General features: G+C 65.5%; 21 protein-coding genes. 7 read left to right on the top strand and 14 right to left on the bottom strand.

All coding sequences use genetic code 11. The features are described 5' to 3' along the window. The first annotated feature begins 162 nt into the window (after positions 1-162). The 3 genes from efp (at position 163) to GA0061099_RS17215 (ending at position 3,443) form a co-directional block, all read left to right on the top strand. Positions 163-729 (top strand): elongation factor P, encoded by a 567-nt coding sequence (gene efp / locus GA0061099_RS17225; RefSeq protein WP_028136595.1) that lies wholly within the window; start codon positions 163-165, stop codon positions 727-729. A 45-nt stretch (positions 730-774) separates the two neighbouring features. Beyond that, the gene (locus tag GA0061099_RS17220) at positions 775-2,376 is read left to right on the top strand and encodes a peptidase M23 (RefSeq protein WP_035999796.1); all 1,602 of its coding nucleotides are present in this window, start codon (positions 775-777) and stop codon (positions 2,374-2,376) included. An 80-nt stretch (positions 2,377-2,456) separates the two neighbouring features. Beyond that, on the top strand, positions 2,457-3,443 hold the full coding sequence (locus GA0061099_RS17215; RefSeq protein WP_035999800.1) for a DUF808 domain-containing protein: 987 nt from the start codon (positions 2,457-2,459) through the stop codon (positions 3,441-3,443). Positions 3,444-3,472: 29 nt separating this feature from the next. On the opposite strand, the gene GA0061099_RS17210 is transcribed toward GA0061099_RS17215, so the two are convergent. Together GA0061099_RS17210 and GA0061099_RS17205 are read right to left on the bottom strand one after the other, a co-directional pair. Beyond that, a complete protein-coding gene (locus GA0061099_RS17210) occupies positions 3,473-3,976 on the bottom strand; it encodes a cupin domain-containing protein (RefSeq protein WP_036022958.1) in 504 nt (167 codons plus the stop codon). A 21-nt stretch (positions 3,977-3,997) separates the two neighbouring features. Further along, a complete protein-coding gene (locus GA0061099_RS17205; RefSeq protein ID WP_036022957.1) occupies positions 3,998-4,483 on the bottom strand; it encodes a carboxymuconolactone decarboxylase family protein in 486 nt (161 codons plus the stop codon). Between the two features lie 54 nt (positions 4,484-4,537). Here GA0061099_RS17205 and GA0061099_RS17200 point away from each other — a divergent pair, with 54 nt between their 5' ends. Beyond that, positions 4,538-5,056: a MarR family winged helix-turn-helix transcriptional regulator gene (locus tag GA0061099_RS17200; protein ID WP_036022956.1), complete on the top strand. Its 519-nt coding sequence runs from the start codon at positions 4,538-4,540 to the stop codon at positions 5,054-5,056. Between the two features lie 35 nt (positions 5,057-5,091). Here GA0061099_RS17200 and GA0061099_RS17195 read toward each other — a convergent pair whose 3' ends face one another. Next, the gene (locus tag GA0061099_RS17195) at positions 5,092-5,343 is read right to left on the bottom strand and encodes a hypothetical protein (RefSeq protein ID WP_035999836.1); all 252 of its coding nucleotides are present in this window, start codon (positions 5,341-5,343) and stop codon (positions 5,092-5,094) included. A 192-nt stretch (positions 5,344-5,535) separates the two neighbouring features. On the opposite strand from GA0061099_RS17195, the gene GA0061099_RS17190 reads away from it, so the two are divergent. Beyond that, on the top strand, positions 5,536-6,765 hold the full coding sequence (locus GA0061099_RS17190) for a lytic murein transglycosylase (protein WP_035999838.1): 1,230 nt from the start codon (positions 5,536-5,538) through the stop codon (positions 6,763-6,765). 50 nt (positions 6,766-6,815) lie between these two features. On the opposite strand, the gene GA0061099_RS17185 is transcribed toward GA0061099_RS17190, so the two are convergent. Beyond that, positions 6,816-7,505 (bottom strand): FMN-dependent NADH-azoreductase, encoded by a 690-nt coding sequence (locus GA0061099_RS17185; RefSeq protein ID WP_035999845.1) that lies wholly within the window; start codon positions 7,503-7,505, stop codon positions 6,816-6,818. A 108-nt stretch (positions 7,506-7,613) separates the two neighbouring features. Between GA0061099_RS17185 and GA0061099_RS17180 the strand changes: the two genes are divergently transcribed. After that, complete coding sequence (locus tag GA0061099_RS17180) at positions 7,614-8,498, top strand: LysR substrate-binding domain-containing protein (RefSeq protein ID WP_035999847.1); 885 nt, start codon at positions 7,614-7,616, stop codon at positions 8,496-8,498. A gap of 37 nt (positions 8,499-8,535) precedes the next feature. On the opposite strand, the gene GA0061099_RS17175 is transcribed toward GA0061099_RS17180, so the two are convergent. The 3 genes from GA0061099_RS17175 to recJ form a co-directional block, all read right to left on the bottom strand. After that, positions 8,536-9,333: an aldolase gene (locus GA0061099_RS17175; RefSeq protein WP_035999848.1), complete on the bottom strand. Its 798-nt coding sequence runs from the start codon at positions 9,331-9,333 to the stop codon at positions 8,536-8,538. A 97-nt stretch (positions 9,334-9,430) separates the two neighbouring features. Continuing rightward, the gene (locus GA0061099_RS17170) at positions 9,431-10,240 is read right to left on the bottom strand and encodes an SDR family NAD(P)-dependent oxidoreductase (protein WP_036022955.1); all 810 of its coding nucleotides are present in this window, start codon (positions 10,238-10,240) and stop codon (positions 9,431-9,433) included. A gap of 82 nt (positions 10,241-10,322) precedes the next feature. Next, a complete protein-coding gene (gene recJ / locus GA0061099_RS17165) occupies positions 10,323-12,164 on the bottom strand; it encodes a single-stranded-DNA-specific exonuclease RecJ (protein ID WP_036022954.1) in 1,842 nt (613 codons plus the stop codon). 283 nt (positions 12,165-12,447) lie between these two features. On the opposite strand from recJ, the gene GA0061099_RS17160 reads away from it, so the two are divergent. Next, a complete protein-coding gene (locus GA0061099_RS17160) occupies positions 12,448-13,524 on the top strand; it encodes a methyl-accepting chemotaxis protein (RefSeq protein WP_035999854.1) in 1,077 nt (358 codons plus the stop codon). Between the two features lie 189 nt (positions 13,525-13,713). On the opposite strand, the gene GA0061099_RS17155 is transcribed toward GA0061099_RS17160, so the two are convergent. The 7 genes from GA0061099_RS17155 to GA0061099_RS17125 form a co-directional block, all read right to left on the bottom strand. Then, a complete protein-coding gene (locus GA0061099_RS17155; protein ID WP_036022953.1) occupies positions 13,714-14,775 on the bottom strand; it encodes a glycosyltransferase family 4 protein in 1,062 nt (353 codons plus the stop codon). Positions 14,776-14,906: 131 nt separating this feature from the next. Beyond that, positions 14,907-15,122: a hypothetical protein gene (locus GA0061099_RS17150; protein WP_074447910.1), complete on the bottom strand. Its 216-nt coding sequence runs from the start codon at positions 15,120-15,122 to the stop codon at positions 14,907-14,909. 136 nt (positions 15,123-15,258) lie between these two features. Then, complete coding sequence (locus GA0061099_RS17145) at positions 15,259-16,263, bottom strand: 4-hydroxythreonine-4-phosphate dehydrogenase PdxA (protein WP_036022952.1); 1,005 nt, start codon at positions 16,261-16,263, stop codon at positions 15,259-15,261. Further along, positions 16,260-17,798, bottom strand: a complete 1,539-nt coding sequence (locus tag GA0061099_RS17140) for a tripartite tricarboxylate transporter permease (protein ID WP_074447909.1) — start codon at positions 17,796-17,798, stop codon at positions 16,260-16,262. The genes GA0061099_RS17145 and GA0061099_RS17140 overlap by 4 nt, the downstream gene beginning before the upstream one ends. A gap of 12 nt (positions 17,799-17,810) precedes the next feature. Then, on the bottom strand, positions 17,811-18,293 hold the full coding sequence (locus GA0061099_RS17135; RefSeq protein ID WP_035999869.1) for a tripartite tricarboxylate transporter TctB family protein: 483 nt from the start codon (positions 18,291-18,293) through the stop codon (positions 17,811-17,813). A gap of 177 nt (positions 18,294-18,470) precedes the next feature. Beyond that, the gene (locus GA0061099_RS17130; protein WP_035999871.1) at positions 18,471-19,463 is read right to left on the bottom strand and encodes a tripartite tricarboxylate transporter substrate binding protein; all 993 of its coding nucleotides are present in this window, start codon (positions 19,461-19,463) and stop codon (positions 18,471-18,473) included. Between the two features lie 51 nt (positions 19,464-19,514). Then, a complete protein-coding gene (locus GA0061099_RS17125) occupies positions 19,515-20,774 on the bottom strand; it encodes a CaiB/BaiF CoA transferase family protein (protein ID WP_074447908.1) in 1,260 nt (419 codons plus the stop codon).

The following is a 20,774-nucleotide window of genomic DNA, read 5'->3' as shown; positions in this document are numbered from 1 at the left end:
CAACCGACCGCCCCGGCCGGCAGCAAAATGCTGGCATCCAACGGCAAAATCAGTATGTTGCGGCCCAAAACGGGTGCCGAGGTCCGGTTTGAGGCCCCAAGTCCCCCAGCAATTCGACCACGTCCTGGCTGGTGCCGGGCCAAGCAAGCAGGAAATACAGCTTTGAGAGTCATCGCCAGTTCTATTCGCAAGGGCAACGTGATCGAGCAAGACGGCAAGCTCTATGTCGTCGTGAGCGCCGAGAACATCCATCCCGGCAAGGGAACCCCGGTCAGCCAGATCGAAATGCGCCGAATCTCGGACGGGGTAAAGATCTCGGAACGCTACAAGACCACCGACCAGGTCGAAAAGGCCACCATCGAAGAGCGCAACTACACCTTCCTTTACGAAGATGGCGATGGCTACCACTTCATGAACCCCGAGACCTACGACCAGGTTCAGGTTTCCAAGGACGTCGTCGGCGACGCGGCCGCGTATCTTCAGCCGGACATGACCGTCAAACTGTCGATGCATGACACCAATCCGGTGTCGATCGCACTGCCGCAGCGCGTGACGCTGGAAGTGGTGGAGACCGAGCCGGTGACCAAGGGCCAGACCGCCTCCTCCTCCTACAAGCCGGCGGTGCTGTCCAACGGCGTGCGCACCACCGTGCCGCCGCACATCTCGGTCGGCACGCGCATTGTGGTGATGACCGAAGACGGCTCCTACTCCGAGCGTGCTAAGGACTAAACGAGCCATCGAGGATCGGAACAGGTACCGCCGGGGGGCGAAGCAGTGGGCAGGAACAGTCTCCGCTTCGTCTCGCTTCTCCTGGCGTTGCCGTCGCTCCTCGTTGCTGCACCGATCGCTGCGGATGAATTCCGCAGCCCCTCGCTGACGGCCCTGCGCATCGAGTGGCGCGCGGCGCTCGACCAGCTTCGCAGCGAGATCAACAGCCGTCCCCAGATTGCGGGCGACTTCATCTTCGCACCGCGCCGTTCGGTACCGCGCTACGATCCGCGCGCGATGCCGGCACTGGTGCAGCTCAACGCGGTCTCCTCGCGCTTCTTCACCGGCATTACCCGAAGTCCCGTCCCCGTGCTGCTGCCGTTCGACGCCGCCGCGTATCTCGACGCGCAGCGCAGCGGCGCGCCGGCGACGCTCGCGCTGTCGCGCTACCAGGCCGACTTCAATCCCGTCGACATGTTCGATGCCGGTCCTGCCGGCTACAGCGCGACCTTCTCGCTCGAGCCCGGCGCCGGTGACGGCATGCCAAGCCGGGTGTACGCAAAGCCCGTCGAGGTGCAGATCACGGGCTCGGCGCTGATCTACGACATCGCCGATCCGGCCGGGGGCAAGGGCGAGCCAGTCAAGCCGCTCGCCGCAACCTACCCGGATCTGCGTAGGTTCATCCGGGAAGGCTATGTGCGCTACGCCTTCACCCGCTTCGGCGCCACCTATGTGGTCTCGATCCAGTGCCTCGACAGTGTCGCGAGGCCACGGCGGCTCGCCTGCAAGGAGGCCTATCCGGTCGCCGAGCGCTTCCTGAAGGCGCTGCGCGTCGCAGGGGGCCAGCGCATGCGGCCCCTGGCGGACGTTGCCTCCAACATTATCGACCGCCCCGCGGTGCGTTCACCGGATTTCAGCTACCGGCCGAGCGGCGACATCATTCCGAACACCGGCTACCGCAAGCAGGGCGGTCATCCCGACGCCATGGCCTATGCCCAGATCCGCTTTCCCTTGGAGAAGGCGCCCGCCTTCGTGCGCTCCCAATCCTTCGGCAAGCGCGACAAGAGCGAAGGCCCGACCGCTTATCCCTGGCGCGACAATTTCTGCGAGTCGCGTAGTTTCGAGGTGTGGCAATGCGGCGGAGGTTACGGCCACCAGGGCGAGGACATCCGCGCCGCCGACTGCCCGCCACCCGGCGAAGCCCGCGAGCCCTGCGATTCCAAGCGGCGCGGCGTCGTCGCCGTGCGTGACGCGATCGTTATCCGTGGCGCCAAGGACCAGGCCGCAACGCTACAGGTCAATAGCCGCACCGAGCACATCCGTTTCCGCTACATGCACATGAATCCGCATGCGATGAACGCCGATGGCGTCATCAACGGCCGCATCGTCACCGAAGGCGAGAAGATCGGCGTGATCTCGAACTACCTCGACCGTCCCGCCGGCACCTCGATGCACCTGCATTTCGACGTCCAGGTGTTCACCCGCGATGGCTGGATCTGGGTCAGCCCCTACGCGACGCTGGTCTCGGCCTATGAACGGCTGATCCGCGCGCGCGGCCGCGAGATCGGCCCGGAGATCGCGGTCACGGCGCAGCCGGTGGCCCATGCGCTGCCGGAAGACGTGCTCAAGCCTGACCTGCGCGAGGGAGCGGGCGGCGAGGAGAACTGACAGCGTGCTGGTTCGTTGCTGGAGCGGGCAGGACGCATCTGGTCGCGCACTCCCCCGCTCGAACGAAGAAGGATGGGTTGATGAGTGTCGGACTGATCGGTCTTCTCGACGATATCGCGGGGATCGCAAAGGTGGCTGCAGCCTCGCTCGACGATGTCGCTAGCCAGGCAGCCAAGGCAGGCACAAAGGCCGCTGGCGTGGTCATCGACGATGCGGCGGTCACGCCGAACTACGTCATCGGTTTCGCTTCGAAACGCGAGCTGCCGATCGTCGGCAAGATCGCGGTCGGATCGCTACGCAACAAACTGCTGATCTTGCTGCCGATTGCCCTGCTGCTCGGCTATTTCCTTCCCGCTGCGGTCACGCCGCTGCTGATGCTGGGCGGCGCCTTTCTCTGCTATGAAGGCGCCGAAAAGGTGCTCGAAGCCGTGATGCCGCATCATGCGCACCAGCACGAAGCTCAGCTCGAGCCGATTGCGTTGAATGCCCAGTCGGTCGAGGACGAGAAGGTCGCTGGCGCCATCAAGACGGATTTCATCCTGTCGGCGGAGATCATGGCGATCACGCTGGCGGCCCTCCCGGCGGGCAGCATCTGGACGCAGGCGCTGGTGCTGGCGCTGGTCGGCCTCTTCATCACCGTTGGTGTCTATGGCGTGGTGGCCCTGATCGTGAAAGCGGACGATGCCGGCATCGCCCTCGCGCGGTTCGACGGCGCCTCGCTCGCCGGCGGCGCGATCCGATTGCTTGGGCGCGCGCTCGTCCGCGGCATGCCCGTTTTCCTGGCGGTGCTGAGCACGATCGGCACCGCCGCCATGATCTGGGTCGGCGGTGGCATCATCCTGCACGGCATCGAGAAGTACGGCCCACCCGCGATCGGCCACACGGTCCATGCCATAACCGAGGCTGCCGCACATCTCCTTCCATCCGTTGCCGGCATCGTCGAATGGTCGGTCGAAGCAGCCATCTCGGGTGCGCTTGGACTGCTCGTCGGCGCAGTCGCCATTCCGGTCGTCCAATACGGACTCGCGCCGGCTTGGAAGCGGTTGAGGCGATCGCGATCGGCCTGAGCACAGCCATTGCGGATGACGCGCGCAGCCTATTCCAGGAACGTCGTCAGTTGCGCGCCCTCATCCGCCACGAACACCGCGATCAGTTCCGCCGGCTCGGTCATGCTGGCATTGGCCGAGACCAGATGCGTCGAGCCCGGCGGTTCGAAGAAGGACTGGCCGACACCGAACGTCTCGACCGGGCCGCCACCGAGCTGCGAGCGGATCTCGCCCTTGGTGATGTAGGCGGTGACGGAGCCGGAGTGACGATGCGGCCGCGAAAACCCGCCCGGACCGTAGGACACGCGCACGATGGTAACGCGTTTGCCGGGCACGTTCGGAAGCGCGTAGGAGCCGATCGGCTCAACCTTGTCGAGCGGCGAGCCTTCCGCCGCCGTCGCGCAGAGCGGCGCGAGGGCGCTGGACACGCTGTCGATCGTCACCGGCAGAGCTTTGCCGATTGCCAGCGCGCAGACTAATCCTGCGATGACGGCGAACGCTGTCGAACGTGACGGCAACGGGTACTGCAGGGCCGAAAGGCTCATGACTGTCATCGTGATCCTCCCCTCTCTCCGTCAGGACGAAGCTGCAGCGGCGGCCGCTGCGACCGGCCGCTTTGCAGGCGTCCAGCGAAACGCCGCACCAAAACGGTTCCAGACGTTGATCGAGGCGACCGCCGAGGTCAGATACGTCAGTTCAGTCTCGGAGAATTCGCGGGACGCCTCGGCGTAAACCTCCTCGCTGACCCCGTCAGGCAGACAGGTCAGCGCCTCGGCCCAGGCGAGCGCGGCCCGCTCGCGCGGCGAAAAGATCGGCGCCTCGCGCCAGACCGCGAGCAGATGAAGCTTGTCGAGGGGAACGCCGATCCGTTCCGACAGCACGACGTGGTGTTGCACGCAGAACGCGCAGCCGTTGATCTGCGAGGCGCGCAGCTTGACCAGCTCGAGCAGCTGCTTGTCGAGGCCGGCCTTGGCCGCAAGCTGGCCCAGCGCCAGCACCAGATCAAACGCATCGGGCGCGATCTGCTTGAAATCTTCATATTCGCTGCGGGCGTGTGACATTGCCATTCACCTCGGCATATTATAAGAGCACGGACATCTTATAAGAGCTCTTATATGTCGCGCAAGACGAATGTCACGAAATCGCAATCGGGACCCAAGGCCGTTGCAGCCGGTGCGGTGCACGTTCCAGCACCGGGCGAAGGCAAGCGCGGCGAGCAAGGCTATCTCGGTTACCTGCTGCGCCAAGCCCACGCCGCCGTTCGGCTGACGATGGAACGCACGCTCGCCGATCTCGGCGTGACCTCGCCGCAATTCGCGGTGCTGACGATGCTGAACGCCTATCCGGGCCTGTCGGGAGCCGATGTCGCCCGCCTCACCTTCCTGACGCCCCAGACCGTCGGCGTCATCATCCGCAATCTCGAACGCGACGGCGCGATTGCGATGACGCCTCATCCCGTTCACGGCCGCATCCAGCAATGGACGCTGACGCCACGAGGCGCGACGCTTTTGAAGGCGTGCCGGCAGCGTGTGCTCGAATTGGAGAAGCGGCTCGCTCGCAATTTGGATTCAAAGGCGGAAACCACGATCCGGCGTTGGCTTTCCGGAATCGCGGCTGAGCTTAAGGAGGACTAGGCGGCCGGCATTCGCGGCTGTCGTGGCCGCTGGTGCTACCCGCCTTTCAAGGCGTTCTTGACTGCGCCGTCCGGCCAGCTCTCGTCGGCCGCGATCACCCGCACGCGGGTCTGGTCGGCGGGATTGACCAGCACGTGCGAATTCACCCGCTCACCGCTCGGCTCCAGACGCAGATCGGTTTCGGGCTTCCAGCTCAGCGTCGTCGCGAGGTCGCCGGGAAAGATCTTCCATTGCGATCCGTCGTCGAGTTCGACGATATGGCTTTCGGCATGCGTGCGTATCTTCATTCCACCCCGACGATTCGATGAACCAGGAAGGCCGGCCGTACCAGGACCGACTCTTCTCCTCCTGGCGTGGGAGGAATGCGGGAGTCCGGCACTTGTTCCGGTGGGAACGACCGACGGGGTCGGGCCGAGTTGCCGCACGCGGCCGTTTCGGAACCGACTCACGCGTGCCATGTTTCCGGCTAGAATGTGCCCATGAAGCACACTGATTCCTCGCCCCGTCACACACGCCGCGCCCTGCTCCAGTCGACGCTCGGTGCAGCCGCTTTGCTCGCGCTTCCCACCCGCGCTCTCGCCGCGCCTCCCGGCTTCGACGAATGGCGCGAGAGCTTTCGTGCGCGCGCGATGGCAAAAGGTATTTCCGCCGCGACATGGCAGCGCGCGATGGGACGGGTCGAACCGGACATGAGCGTGTTCGCGCAGATGCGCAACCAGCCCGAATTCCGCGAGCAGGTCTGGCAGTACATCAACCGCCGCGTCTCGGACTGGCGCATCATCAACGGCAAGATCGCGCTGAAGAACAACGAGGCGCTGTTCGCCCGCATCGAGCGCGATTTCGGGGTCGAGCGCGGCACGCTGCTGGCGCTTTGGGGCGTCGAGTCCGCCTATGGCGATCCGCTGGTGCAGCAGAACCACATGAGGCCGGTGTTTCCCTCGCTCGCCGCGCTCGCCTGGAACGAGCCGCGCCGCAAGGCCTATTGGGAGACCGAGCTGATCAATGCACTGCGCATCGTCGACAAGGGCTGGTCCACGCCTGAGGACATGCGGGGATCATGGGCCGGCGCGATGGGCCATTCGCAATGGATGCCGGAGGTCTGGCTCAATGTCGGCATCGACTATGACGGCAACGGCAAGGTCTCGCCATTCGGCAAGCCCGACGACGCGCTGGGCTCGACGGCAAAGTATCTCGTCAATCGTGGCAAGTGGCATCGCGGCGAGCACTGGGGCTACGAGGTGCGCGCGCCCGCCAACATGAGCGGCAGCCGGACCTATGCGGCCTGGCAGGCGGCCGGCGTGACGCGTGCCGACGGCCAACCATTTCCGCAGCCCAACGCATCCGCGCAGATGTGGACGCCGGTTGCGGGCGGGCCGACCTTCCTGCTCGGGCCGAATTTCTACTCGGTGAAGAGCTACAACCCTTCCATGAACTACGCGCTGGCGATCTGCCATCTCGGGGATCGCTGCCTGGGAGCTCCGCCCTTCATCCAGCCCTTCCCAGGCTCAGAGCGGGCGTTGACGCTCGCCGAGGTGCAGGAGATGCAGACGCGCCTGACCAAGGCCGGCTTCGACACGGGCGGCACCGACGGCCGGGTCGGCAACGACACCATGAAGGCAGTCAAGGAGTTTCAGCAGAAAGTCGGGATCGCGCCAGCCGATGGCTACGGCGGGCTGAAGGTGCTGGCCAAGCTGCGGCAAACCAACTAGCACGGCCGGAAGCGCCGGCGCTGGCGCCTCGCCGCAGCTGCAGCCGACCCTTAAGCCGCGTTTCGCTGTTCTGTCAGCTTCAGCAGCTCGTCGACGAGGTCATCCACGGTACGCTCGGCCGCGGCAATCGACGCCTGCAACCGATCGTCGGCGAATTCGTCGTACTCGACTGCGATGCTGTGGAAGGCCGTGATCCCGATGAAAGCAAACACGTCCCGGACGGCTCCTTCGACATGATTGACGGCGGCCATACGCCCGCCCGGATCGTACCCGTAGTCTCCGCGCGAGCCGAGCAGGACAAGGCGCTTGTCCATGCCCGCAAGCAGCGCCGAATATGGATTGTCTGGACATGATCGGTCGAAGCCGAACGTGCGTCCGACCCGAACGACGTTGTCTATGTATGCCTTGAACTGCGCTGGCACACCGAAGTTGTACATTGGCACGCCCGCGACGATCAGATCAGCTGTGAGCAACTCGTCGACCAACGCATCGCTTTCCGCCAAAGCCTCTCTCATCCATGGCTCGCGCCGATCGGGCTTCGCGAAGGCCGCCTTGACCCAGTCGTCCGTCACCGGACTCGGTGCGAAGCGACCGAGGTCGCGGCAGACGACGCGATCCCCCGGCCGCGACTGTAGCCATCGTTGGACGAAACGCTGAGTCAGACGCCTGGTGTGCGAACCGCGCGGATTTGCATCTGAAGGCTCTAACCGCGCGCTTGAATCGATTTGTAGCAGTTGCATTGCAGAACTCCTCTCATCTGTTTGCCCAATAGATCGGTTCAGGCCCCGTCGTTGACAAACGAAAGTTGCTCAGCTTATGGATGAACTGCATTCATCCTTGAGTTCGCGATGAGAAGGCTTCCTCCGCTGGCGGGATTGCGTGCATTTGAAGCGGCGGCACGTCACCTCAGCTTCAAGCGCGCCGCCGATGAGCTTCACGTCACGCCGACCGCGATCAGCCATCAGGTGCGACAGCTGGAGCAGACGGTCGGGGTCAGGCTGTTCGAGCGCCGGACACGGCAGGTTCTGCTCACCGCGGAAGGTCAGGTCCTGCTTCCGGTCCTGCGCGACGGCTTTGATGCGTTTGCGCGTGTTCTGGAGGGATTGAGCCGGAAGCGACGCCGGGCGGTGGTCACACTTTCGGCGACGCCGGCTTTCACAGCCAAATGGCTGGTGCCGCGTCTTGCTGGGCTCCGAAAGAGCAGAGCCGACATTGATCTCACATTGCTTGCGAGCTTGGAGGTGGCCGATCTCAATTCGACCGCGGACCTCGCACTTCGCTACGGTTCCGGTCCTTATCCCGATCTGATTGCCGAGCCGCTCACGGTCGATCGTTTCGCACCGGTGGTCAGTCCGCGCTTGGGCATCCGAAGACCGAGCGACCTGCGCTCAGCAACGCTGCTACATTTCGACTGGCACCGTCGTGATGCCCGAAATCCGACCTGGCGGCGCTGGTTCAAGACGGCCGGCATTGACGACGTTGATGCGCGCGCCGGCGTGCGTTTCAGCGATGAAACCCATGCCATCCAGGCAACCGTCGCCGGCGCTGGTGTCGCTTTGCACAGTCTTGTGCTCGTCGCCGACGAACTTTCGCAGGGAACGCTGGTCGCACCATTCGGGCCGGAGCTGGAAGGCTCTTCGCTGCACTTGGTCCGCAGCCGCGACCGGCCGCTCACCGAGCCGGTCGAGGCTGTACGACACTGGCTGAAGTCAGAGTTCGACGCGGCCCGCTGATACGCGCAGCTCTAGCGCGCCCGGAATGACATCGTGGTCAGTGCCGATATTGCGGCTCTTCCGCATCGAGCTGCCGCCGGATCGCGGCGAGATGCAGCCGGGCGGATTCGGTATCGCCCTCGCGCATCTGCCTGTAGGTCTCCGCCGCAACCGCGGGATCGACCGGCAGCACCTTCCGCCCCGTCGACATCGCCAGCACCTGCACCTCGGCGGCGCGCTCGAGATAATAGAGATCGTCCCAGGCTTCCGCGATGGTCGGCGCCAGCACCATCACGCCGTGATGCTTCATGAAGACGATGTCGGCATCGCCGACGGCGGACGCGATGCGGGCACCTTCGCGGCTGTCGAGCGCGAGGCCGTTGTAGTCGCGGTCGACCGCGGTGCGGCCGTAGAATTTCAGCGCGGTCTGGCCGGCCCAGATCAGGGGCTCGCCTTCGGTCATCGACAGCGCTGTCGCGTAGGGCATGTGGGTGTGGAAGGCGACCTTGGCGCGCGGCAGCAGCCTGTGCATCTCGGCATGGATGTAGAACGCGGTCGCCTCGGGCACGCCCTCGCCGTCGAGCACGTTGCCGTGGAAGTCGCAGATCAACAGCTTCGACGCGGTCAACTCGCGAAAGGCGTAGCCATAGGGATTGACGAGGAACAGATCGTCATGACCGGGCACCACGGCCGAGAAGTGGTTGCAGATGCCCTCCTCAAAGCCGTTGCGCGCGGCCATGCGGAAGCAGGCGGCGAGATCCTCGCGCGCGGTGCGGATCGCGTCGGTGGCGAGATCCGGCCGGTTGGAACGGAATGGCGCGGGCGCGGGTGAAGAAGCGTGAAGGCTGTGCGCCATGGCGAAGGACACCTCTTTCGGTCGGGAGCTGCCCAGTGTTGTACAGGGACTGCGCCTGCGCGTCAGCCCCTGCGGCCGCCACCCTGCCCTGCGCAGCTCAAGCGCGCCGCGGCACGCCGCCGGCATTCATGCCGCCGTCGATGACGAGCTCGCTGCCGGTGACGTAGCGCGAGGCATCGGAAGCCAAGTATAGCACGCCCGAGGCGATCTCCGCCGCCTGGCCCGCACGACCAAGCGGCGTCACCACCTTGGCGCGCTCCTCCGGATCGATCGGGGCGTTCTGGCCGGCGCCGGCCGCCCCCGTCGGGATCTTGCCCCAGATCGGGGTGTCGATGATGCCGGGGTGAACCGAGTTGACCCGGATGCCGTCGCCCGCCGCCGCGCACTCCATCGCAATGGATTTGGCGAACAGCCGCACGCCGCCCTTGGTCGCCGAATAGGCCGACAATCCGGGCGAGCCGCGCAGTCCCGCCAGCGAGGACATCATGACGATCGAGCCGCCCCCGATCTTGCGCATCAAAGGCAGGCAATGCTTGACCGAGAGGAACACGCCGTCGAGGTTGATCGCGTTCTGCTTGCGCCAGTCGGCGAGGGTCATGTCGACGATCGAAGGCACGGAGATGCCGATCCCGGCATTTGAGACGAGCACGTCGAGCCGGCCATGTCGCTTTGCGATCTCGGCGACGATCTCGATCCAGCGCTCTTCGCTCGTGACATCCTGCTCCAGGAAGGTCGCCTTGCCGCCCACGTTTGTTACGCGCCTGGCGAGCTCCGGGCCGCGCAGCTCGTCGATATCGGTGATGACGACAGTCGCGCCCTCGCGCGCGAACAGCTCGACGATGGCCTCGCCTATGCCGGAGGCGCCACCCGTCACCAGCGCGACCTTGCCCTCAACCTGCCCTGCCATGCTCACTCCCTTTTTTTGTTGTTTGGAACCGTTGTCTTTGATCGTTGTCGGAAAACCGCTTCGCACTTTTCCGGATCATGCGTCATCTAATCACGGATGGCCCCTGGTCCGGTAGCGCGACGTCGACGACACGGAATTGCACGCGCTCGGCGCCCTGGTAGCGATCGACCGAGAGCGAGCCCGCGACATGCATCTGCTGGCCGCGATTGGCGAGCAGCGCATTGCCGAGCTTCTGGCCGACTGAACGGAACGCGATGCCGTTGACGATGGCGCCGTCGCCCGCCTTGAAGCGCAGGCGCAGATGCGCCTGCCCGACCTCGTCGGCAAACACGAGTTGATGCGCCGGCAGCGCCAGCACCGGCTCCGGATTGCCGCTGCCGAAGGGACCGGCGCGGTTGAGCGTCGCCGCCAGCTCCGGCGTCACCGCACGGGCGGTGACTGCGCCGTCGATATAGAGCTCGTTGACGTGGCGCGCCTCGGCGACGTCGCGCGCCAGCGCGGTCTCGAGATAGGCGCGGAATTCGGCGAGCTTCTCCTTGCGCAGCGTCACGCCCGCGGCCATCGCGTGGCCGCCGCCCTTGAGCAGGATGCCGTCGGCGACCGCCTGCCGCACCGCCTTCCCGAGATCGACGCCGGCGATCGAGCGACCGGAGCCGGTGCCGATGCCGCCCGGCTCCAGCGCAATGGCAAAGGCCGGCCGCGAGAACTTCTCCTTCAGGCGGGAGGCAACGAGGCCGACCACGCCGGGATGCCAGCCTTCCGAGGCCGTGACGATCACGGCGAGCTTGTCCTCCAACCCGATCGAGGCCAGCGCCTCGGCTTCGGCCTGGGCTTCCGCCGCCTGCTCGATGACGCGACGTTCGCTGTTGAGACGGTCGAGCTCGGCCGCGATCCGCGCCGCCTCGACGCTGTCGCCTTCGAGCAGCAGCCGCACGCCGAGATCGGCGCGGCCGATACGGCCACCGGCATTGACACGCGGGCCCAGCATGAAGCCGAGATGCCAGGCCTCCGGCGGGCCGTTGAGCCGCGCCACGTCCATCAGCGCGGTGTGGCCGACATGGTCGCGCCGCCGCATCGCGATCAGCCCCTTGGCGACGAAGGCGCGGTTGAGACCGATCAGCGGCGCGACGTCGGCGACGGTGCCGAGCGCGACGTGATGCAGCATGCCCAGGAGATCGGGCTCGGGCATCTCGCTGGTCCAGAAGCCGCGCTGGCGCAGCTCGCGGTTGACCGCCACCAGCGTCACCAGCACGAGGCCGACGGCGGCGAGATGACCGAGGCCGGAGAGATCGTCGAGCCGGTTCGGATTGACCAGCGCATCCACCACCGGCAGCTCCGTGCCAGCCTGGTGATGGTCGATCACGACCACGGACATGCCGAGGCGCTTGGCCTCGGCGAGCGGCTCTATGCTGGTGGTGCCGCAATCGACTGTGATCAGCAGCGTGGCGCCCTTGGCCGCGAGCGCGCGCACCGCTTCCGTGTTGGGGCCATAGCCCTCGAAAATCCGGTCGGGAATATGGATCAGCGGATCGAGCCCGCAATGGCGCAGATGCCAGGCCAGCAGCGCCGCCGAGGTCGCGCCGTCGACGTCGTAGTCGCCGAAGATCGCAACCTTCTCGCCCTTGGTCGCGGCATCCGCGATGCGTTTGGCGGCGGTCTCCATCTCCGTCACCGTGAACGGGTCCGGCAGCAGCTTTCGGATGGTCGGATCGAGAAAGTCGGACACCGCGTCGATGTCGACACCGCGGCCCGCCAGTACCCGCGCCAGCAGTTCCGGCAATTGGTGCCGCTGCACGATGGCGAGCGCCTGGGCTGCCCCGCGCCCGTCCAGACGGTCGCGCCAGAGCTTGTCGGTCAGCGAGCGCGCGACGCCCAGGAAGGCCTGAGGCGCTTCGACGGGGAGTGCGGATGCGGGAGGCGTCATGACGAGGGCTATCGATTGGGAACTCGGGTCCGGGCGATCACGCTCGGGGCCGCGACTGGCTTGAAAGGATTGGCTGGGAAACCCCGGCGATTTGCAACGGCCGGGACGCACAAAGCGGTGGATGGCCGGCAGCCAGGCCGGAGTGACTATCATTTAGGCATCCCGTCAAACAGCAAATTAAGCAGGCGTTAGGCGGAATCCTCGAAAAAGAATCGTATTCGATCTGTAAGTCGTTGTTCCGGGTTCATTGCAGATCAGACCTCATTGCCAAGGGAAGTCCCCGATGTCTGCTGCGCTGGGTCTGAAAGCCAAGCCGATCGCCACCGAGCCCGCGGACGATGATTCCGACATCTCCGCGCTGATCAACCGTCTCACCGCCGAGGTCAACCAGATCGCGGTCGACAAGACCAAGTCGATCCAGCAGATCACCAACCAGATGAAGATGCTGGCGCTGAACGCGCTGATCGAGAGCTCGCGCGCCGGCGCGCAAGGCGCGGGCTTTGCGGTGGTGGCGCAGGAGGTGCGCGGCGTCGGCCAGCAGGTCGAGACCATCGCCCGCGAGCTCGAGACCCAATTGACGAAACGCACCGGCGATCTCGTCGCCTCGATCGACCGCATGAGCCAGCGCTCCCGCGGCGAGCGGATGGTCGACCTGTCGCTCAACGCGATCGAGCTGATCGACCGCAATCTCTACGAACGCACCTGCGATGTGCGCTGGTGGGCGACCGATTCCGCCGTGGTCGATTGCGCGGCCTCGCCCAGTGCTGCGGCCGTCTCCCATGCCTCGCAGCGCCTCGGCGTGATCCTCGGGGCCTACACCGTCTATCTCGATCTCTGGCTCTGCGACCTCGACGGCAACGTCATCGCCAACGGCCGCGCCGACCGCTTCCGCGTCGTCGGCCAGAACGTCGCCCACACCAGATGGTTTCGCGACGCGAAAGGCCTTCGCTCCGGCGACGATTATGTCGCCGGCGACGTCGAGAACCAGCCGCTGCTCGGCAACGCGCAGGTCGCGACCTATTGCGCCAGCGTCCGCGCCGGCGGGCAGGCCAACGGCGCGCCGATCGGGGTGCTCGCCATCCATTTCGACTGGGAGCCGCAGGCCCGCGCCATCGTGCAGGGCGTGCGCGTCGGCGACGGCGACAAGGCGCGCGTATTGCTGGTCGATTCCAATTTTCGCGTGATCGCGGCGTCCGACGGCCAGGGCATCCTCAGCGAACGCATCTCGCTGTCGCTGAACGGCCAGCGCTCCGGCTTCTATCAGGAACGCACGGGCACACTGGTCGCGTTCCATGCCACCCCAGGCTACGAGACCTATCGCGGGCTCGGCTGGTACGGCGTGATCGTCTGCGGCGCGTGAGGCGAGCGGGCCCGCCTCGATCAAAACTCGCGAAAACAACCCCATGCATAGTAGCCAAGGGGTTGTCTTACCTCGCTGTTTTTGCAACGCGCGAAGATTCTTTGACACGTCGGGCAAAACAGAAGGAATCCGGCTCGGCGACACCTCATTGGGCGCGGCGATCTAGCACAGCGACATCGCCGCCCCCCTTCACCTTTCCGACATTTGCGTGTTGACCTTCCGAGCTGCCGCGGCAGCCAGCTTGCGGTACTGATCTTCGTACTGGCGCGCCATTCGGTATGCGGTGAAGCGTTCTTCGAAGCGGGCGCGCACTCTCCTTCGATCCAGCTTGCCCAATTCGCCGACCGCCTTGACCGCCTGCTCCTCGTTCTCGACGATGAAACCGGTTAGGCCGTGCTCGATGACCTCAGGGACAGAGCCGGAGCGATAGGCGATCACGGGCGTTCCGCACGCCATCGCCTCGATCATGACCAGCCCGAAAGGCTCCGGCCAAGCGATCGGAAATAGCAGAGCGGCTGCTCCGCCAAGGAATGATTGCTTCTTCACGTCGTCGACTTCGCCGATAAGCTGGATCATCTCGCCGTCGATCCGGGGCGCAAGGTGTTTCCTGAAGTAGGCAGTCTCGGCGCGTGGAATCTTCGCGGCGATGCGAAGAGGCATCCGGGCTGCGTGCGCGATGCGGATGGCGTCCTCCGGACCCTTGTCCTCCGTGAGACGGCCAAGAAACGCCAGATAGGATCCCTCCTCATAGGATGGATCCAACAGCTCCGACGACAGCCCGTGCTGGATCGTTCCAATCCATTTCGCATCCGGAAGCGGCAGGCGCTGGTGATCCGAGATCGACACGAAGCTTGCTTCTGGGAACTGCCGAACCACGTCAGGCAAGCCAGGCAAGTCAAGGCGGCCGTGCATGGTCGTCAGGAACGGTACGCCAACGCGACTGAGCAACGGCAGCGGAAGCCAGTCGATATGGGCGTGGATCACGTCGAAGTCGTTGGCTCGTCTCGCGATCGCTTCCAGCAGCATCGCGCAGGCTGCGTTCGGATCGGCGCCCTTCCGGCCGAGACGCAGCGCGCGTGGCCATACCGGGTGGAGTTTGCCTCTCGTTCGGGAGTCACCGCTGGCAAACAGCGTGACGTCGTGACCGAGCTCGACAAGCTCATCCACAAGCCAGGCTACCACCCGCTCGGTGCCGCCGTAGAGCTTCGGAGGGACGCTTTCGGCAAGCGGAGCCAGCTGGGCGATACGCATTGGAGCTCGCTATATCGCTGAACGCACGATCAGCACGATGGCCGCAGACAGAAGGTTCGAAATCGCGAGCAAGGTCCAATCCGGCCTTGCGCTCGCGCTAGCCAGCCGACAGATACCGCCCTCGATGAGCCTCAACATTCGTCATCGGAAAGCCGCTCGAGATAGGCAAGCCCGAATGCTGCGAGTTCCTGGGCATCACCGTTACTCTCGCGCGCTTCCCGCCTCCCTTGCAGATGACGCTCGAGCAGGCAACGACGGCCATCCGCTGCATCGACGCTGCGATGCCGGGCAAGGTACACGCACCAAGCGGTGTCCACCGCTGTTCGTAGCGGGCTGTCGTCGACCATGTTCCAGCTCCGACGTGGAAGATGTTCATGGGGCGCCAACTCCTCGCGACGGCGGAAGTTTCCAGTTTTTCCCTAAAGTCTAAGTCTGCGCGCAAGGCGAGCGCAATCAGCGGTCGCTCCCTTCGCGCGTGCAAGTTCAGCCGAGACGACGCGCCGCCATCTCCGCGGCGAGCAGCAACGCGGCGCGGCTGGCGCCGATCGAGGCGATGCCCTGCCCCGCGATGTCGTAGGCGGTGCCGTGCGCGGGCGTGCAGATCGGGAACGGGAAGCCGCCGAGCAAGGTCACGCCGCGATCGAAACCCATCAGCTTCATCGCGATCTGGCCCTGGTCGTGATACATCGTCAGCACGGCATCGAAGGCGCCGGCCTTGGCGCGCAGGAACACGGTGTCGGCCGGAAACGGTCCCTCCGCGGCAATGCCCTCGCGCTGGCCCGCCGCAACCGCCGGAGCGATCACGTCGATCTCCTCGCGGCCGAAATTGCCGCCGTCGCCGGCATGGGGGTTGAGGCCTGCGACCGCGATGCGCGGCCGCGCAAAGCCGGCGTTCCGCATGCAGGAATCGGTCAGATCGAGCGCGCGACGGATGCGTTCGCCGGACAGTTTCGCAGCGACGTCCCTGAGCGGAATGTGCGAGGTGACCCGCGCGTTCCAGATCCCGTCGAGCACGTTGAATTCGCTTGCCGGCGTCTTGAGACCGACGATTTCGGCCGAGAACGCGATCTCGTCGTCGTACTCGGCACGGGCAAGGCGCATCGCCTGCTTGTTAAAGGGGGTGAAGCAGACCGCCTCGACATGGCCGTCGCGGCCGAGCTCGAGCGCATGCCTGTAATTGGCCAGCGCAAATTTTCCGCCGGCAAGGGTCGCTTTCTTCGGCTCGACCTCTCTGGGGTCGAGGTGGCGGAGATCGACGAACAGCGCATCTTCCTGCGCTGCGCGAAGATCGGCGCCCTGCTCTAGCATCTTCAGCTCCGGCTTGACGCCGGCAATGCGCGCGCCCTCGTCGAAAATGCGGCGGTCGCCGATGACGACGAGCCGGCAGCGCGCGCGGATGTCGTCCTGCGCCACGAGCTTGGCCGTCAGCTCCGGGCTGATGCCGGCTGGATCTCCCATGGCCAGCGCAATCAGCGGCTTTGCGGTCATATGATCGCCCTTTCCTGGACTGGCGCATCGGTCGCGGGCGACGCAGGTTTGCGCCAGAGCCGCGGCAGCTGCAACAGAAGCGGAAGCAGCAGCAGCGCGATGCCGCCCACGATCAGGCACGTCACCAGCTTGTTCGCAAAGAAAATGCCGAGAGATCCCTTGGAGATCAGCATCGACTGCCGGAAGGCGTCCTCGGCCTTGTCGCCGATGACGATCGCGAGCACGAGCGGCGCCAGCGGATAGAACAGCTTCTTGAAGAGATAGCCGACGACCCCGAAGCCGAGCATCATGACGACGTCGAGATAGGAGTTCGACACCGAATAGGCGCCGACGACGCAGATGATCACGATCAGCGGCGCGATCACCACGAAGGGAATCCGCATCAGGGCGGCGAACACCGGGACCGTCAGCAGCACCAGGGCGACGGCGACGATGTTGCCGACATACATCGAGGCGATCAGGCCCCAGACAAAATCCTTTTGGTCCACGAACAGCATGGGCCCGGGATTGAGGCCCCAGATCATCAACCCGCCCATCATCACGGCCGCGGTTGCCGAGCCCGGAATGCCGAGCGAGAGCATCGGCAGCAGCGCGCTGGTGCCGGCGGCATGATCGGCCGTCTCCGGCGACACGATGCCTTCGACCTCGCCGGTGCCGAAATGCCGGCCACGGTGTGAAAAGCGGCGCGCGATGCCGTAGCTCATGAAGGAGGCCGCGGTCGGGCCGCCCGGCGTGATGCCCATCCAGCAGCCGATCGCGGCGCTGCGCAGCAGGGCGACGCCGTGCCGCGGCAGGCGGCCGACGGCGCGAAACACCTCGCGCCAATCGATCTTGGAAGAGACCGCGCGGGCGTGAAACTCCTCCTCGACGGCGACCAGCAGCTCGCCAATGCCGAAGAGGCCCATCACCGCGACGACGAAGCTGACACCCTTGACGAGTTCGTCCACGCCCATGGTGAGGCGGACGCTGCCGGAGACGGTGTCGATGCCGATGGCGGCGATGGCAAAGCCGAGCGCCAGCGCCACGACGGTCTTGATCGGCGCCGCACCGCCCATGCCGACGAAGCTGGCAAAGGCGAGAAAATAGACCGCAAAATACTCGGCCGGCCCGAACGCGAGCGCAGCCTGCGCCACCCAGGAGGCGAGGAAGGTGATCAGGATGACGCCGACCAGCGCGCCGAACGCCGCCGAACCGAAGGCGGTCGCGAGCGCGGTGGTCGGCCTGCCGTCGCGCGCCATCGGATAGCCGTCGAAGGTGGTCGCCACCGACGACGGCTCCCCCGGGATATTGAACAGGATGGACGTCACCGATCCCCCGAATAGCGCGCCCCAATACATGCTGGAGAGCAGGATGATGGCCGAGACCGGCTGCATGCCGAAGGTGAGCGGCAGGAGCAGCGACACGCCGTTCGGCGCGCCCAGCCCCGGCAGCACGCCGACGAGAATGCCGAGCAGCACGCCGACCACCATCAGGACCAGATGCGGCACCGTGACCGCGATGGTGAAGCCGTGCAGGAGCTCCTGGAGATTGTCCATCCCGCTGCTCCCTCAGAACCCGAGCGCGGAAGCCAGTGCGCCGCGCGGCAGACTGACCTGGAACATGCGCTCGAACACGAGGTAGAGCGCGAGCGCCGTAGCTCCTGCCATAGCCAGCGCGCGCGGCACGGATTGGTGTCGGGGGATCGCCAGCACCGCGAAGACATAGAGAGCGGAGGCGACGTACATCCCGGCGAGCGGGATCGCAGCGACGAAGATGGCAGCCGGCACGAACAGGCCGACGAGCCGGCGCAGCTCGATCGACGTGATCGCGATGGGAACGCTTGCGAGCGTCGCGGCCGGCACCACGCCTCTCACCAGATTGTAGAGGCTGCCGAGCACGACGATGATCCCGGTCAGGAACGGGAATGTGCCGGCGTCCACGCCTGCGCTCGACCAGCCGATGCCGTTGTCGAGGCTGGAGACGACGACGGCCACGCCGAAGCTGCCGGTGAGCACGGCGGTCGCAAGTTCAAGCGCGCGACGGGAGATCATGGGCAGCTCCGGCGAAACAGTCCTCGTCCTGAGGAGCGCGCTTTTTCGCGCGTGTCGAAGGACGGCTCCAGGCGACATCGCATCCGCGGCCATCCTTCGAGACGCCCGCCTCCGGCGGGCCCTCAGGATGAGGACCAGGGCTACAGTTGGCGGCGCGATCGAAGCCCATCCTCGGCCTCACTTGACCAGCCAGCCCTGATCGCCCGCGACCTGCTTGATGCGCTCGAGGTCCTCCTTGATGAATTTTTCGAGCTCGGCACCGGTGAGGAACGTGTCGACCTGGGAGGTCTTCTCGATGTAGTCCTTCCACTCCGGCGTCGCCTGCACCTTCTTCATGAGGTCGACATAGAACGCGGCCTGCTCCGGCGTGACCTTGCCGGGCAGCCATACGGTACGCGGCTGCTCATATTGGTTGATGTCGAGGCCCTGCTCGACGCAGGTTGGAACGTCGCCCCAGCCTTCCGTCGCGGTGACCTTCGGCCCCTGCGGCAGCCGTTTCGGGCTGAACACGCAGAGCGGGCGCTGCGTGCTGCCGCGCCATTGCCCGAGGCTTTCGCTGGGGTTGTTGACGTGGGAATCGAGGTGTCCGCCGGCGAGCTGCACGGCGGTCTCGGCGCCGCTCTTGAACGGGATATAGGTCAGCTTGACCTTGCCGGCCTTCTCGATCATGCGCGTCAGCACCTCGTCGGTGTCCTTGGACTGCGCGCCGCCCATCTTGAATTCGCCCGCTGCGGCCGCCTTCAGATAATCGCCCGCGGTCTTGTACGGCGCGTCCTGCTTGACCCAGAGCAGGAACTCGTCCTGCGCCATCGCCGCGATTGGCGTGAGATCGGTGTAGTTGAAGGCGACCTTGGAGACGAGCGGCTGCTGCCAGGCATTCGAGGTGCCGAAGATCACCTTGTAGGGATCACCGGCGGAGGCCTTGCCGTAGACATAGCCTTCAGCGCCACTGCCGCCGCCCTTGTTGACGACGACGATCGGCTGCTCGATCAGCTTGTGCTTGGTGATGATGTTCTGCACCGCGCGCGCGAGATTGTCGGTGCCGCCGCCGGGGCCGGCGGTGGCCACGAACTCGATCGGCTTTTGCGGTTGCCAGGCGCTGAGCGCCGGCATGGTGCCGGCGAGCACGGCTGCGGCTGCGGAGAGCAGAAATGTTGACGTCCGACCCATGATTTCCTCCAGCTGATCTTTATCTTTTGTTGTTGTCGTATCGACGTCCGGTCAGGCGACGTGTTCCTCGCGTCGTTCCCGGGCCGAGACGATTGCGCCTTCTTTTTCGAGCGCTTCGATTCGTGACTGGTCGAACCCATGCTCGGCCAGAACCTCTTTCGTGTGCTCTCCATAGACCGGTGCGCCTGATCGCACTTTGCCCGGGGTCTCCGAAAACTTGATGGGAAGCCCGATCGTCTTGACGGACCCGAGCGTGGAGTGCTCGACCTCGACGACCATCTCGCGCGCCAGCGTCTGCGGATCGCTCAGCGCCTCCAGCATGTCGTGCACGGGGCCGCACGGCACGCCCTTCTCGTCCAGCGCCGCGAGCCAATGCGCCCGCGATTGCTTGCGGAAGCGTTCGCTGAGGACGGCTTCGAGCTCCTTCAGGTTGGCCATGCGATCGGCACCGGTGACGAAGCGCGGATCGTCGGCGAGCTCGCTCGCGCCGAGCGCTTCCAGCATCAACAGCCAATGCTTCTTGTTGGCGCCGCCGACCACGAGCCAGCCGTCCGAGGCTTCAAACGCTTGGTACGGCGCGTTGAGCGGATGCGCCGAGCCCATCGCGCGCGGCGCGGTGCCCGCGGCGAGCGCGATGGTCGACTGCCAATAGGTCTGCACCAAGGCGGCTTCATAAAGCGAGGTCTCGACCCATTGGCCTTCACCGGTCTTGAGGCGATGGGTGTAGGCGGCCAGGATGCCCATGCTCGCGAGCAGGCCGGCGGTGATGTCCGACAGCGGCGGGCCGCACTTGACGGGCGGACCGTCGGGCCGCTCGCCGGTAAAACTCATGATGCCGCTCATGGCTTGCGCGACGAGATCGAACCCCCTGCGATGCTTGTAGGGGCCGGTGCGGCCGAAGCCCGACAGCGAGCAATAGATCAGCGCCGGGAATTCCGCGTGCAGCGCCTCATAGCCGAAGCCGAGGCGCTCCATCGCGCCCGGCGCAAAGTTCTCGACCAGCACGTCGGCATCGGCGATCAGCCGGCGCAGCACCTCTTTGCCGCCGTCGGTCTTCAGGTCCAGCACGATGCCGCGCTTGTTGCGGTTCATCATCAGGAAGGAGGCCGCCTCGTCCCCGATCTTCGGCGGCACCGAATGACGGGTGTCGTCGCCGTTCGGCCATTTCTCGATCTTGATCACGTCGGCGCCCATGTCGGCGAGCATCAAGGTGCAGGTCGGTCCCGCCATGACGTGAGTGAGATCAATGACCTTGAGGCCGGCCAGCGGTCCCGAACGGCGGGAGGTGGATTGCGATGGATCGCTTTGCAT

Origin of the sequence: Bradyrhizobium yuanmingense (genome assembly GCF_900094575.1) — a bacterium.
GTDB lineage: Bacteria > Pseudomonadota > Alphaproteobacteria > Rhizobiales > Xanthobacteraceae > Bradyrhizobium > Bradyrhizobium yuanmingense.
This window is presented reverse-complemented; position numbering and strand designations above follow the sequence as displayed.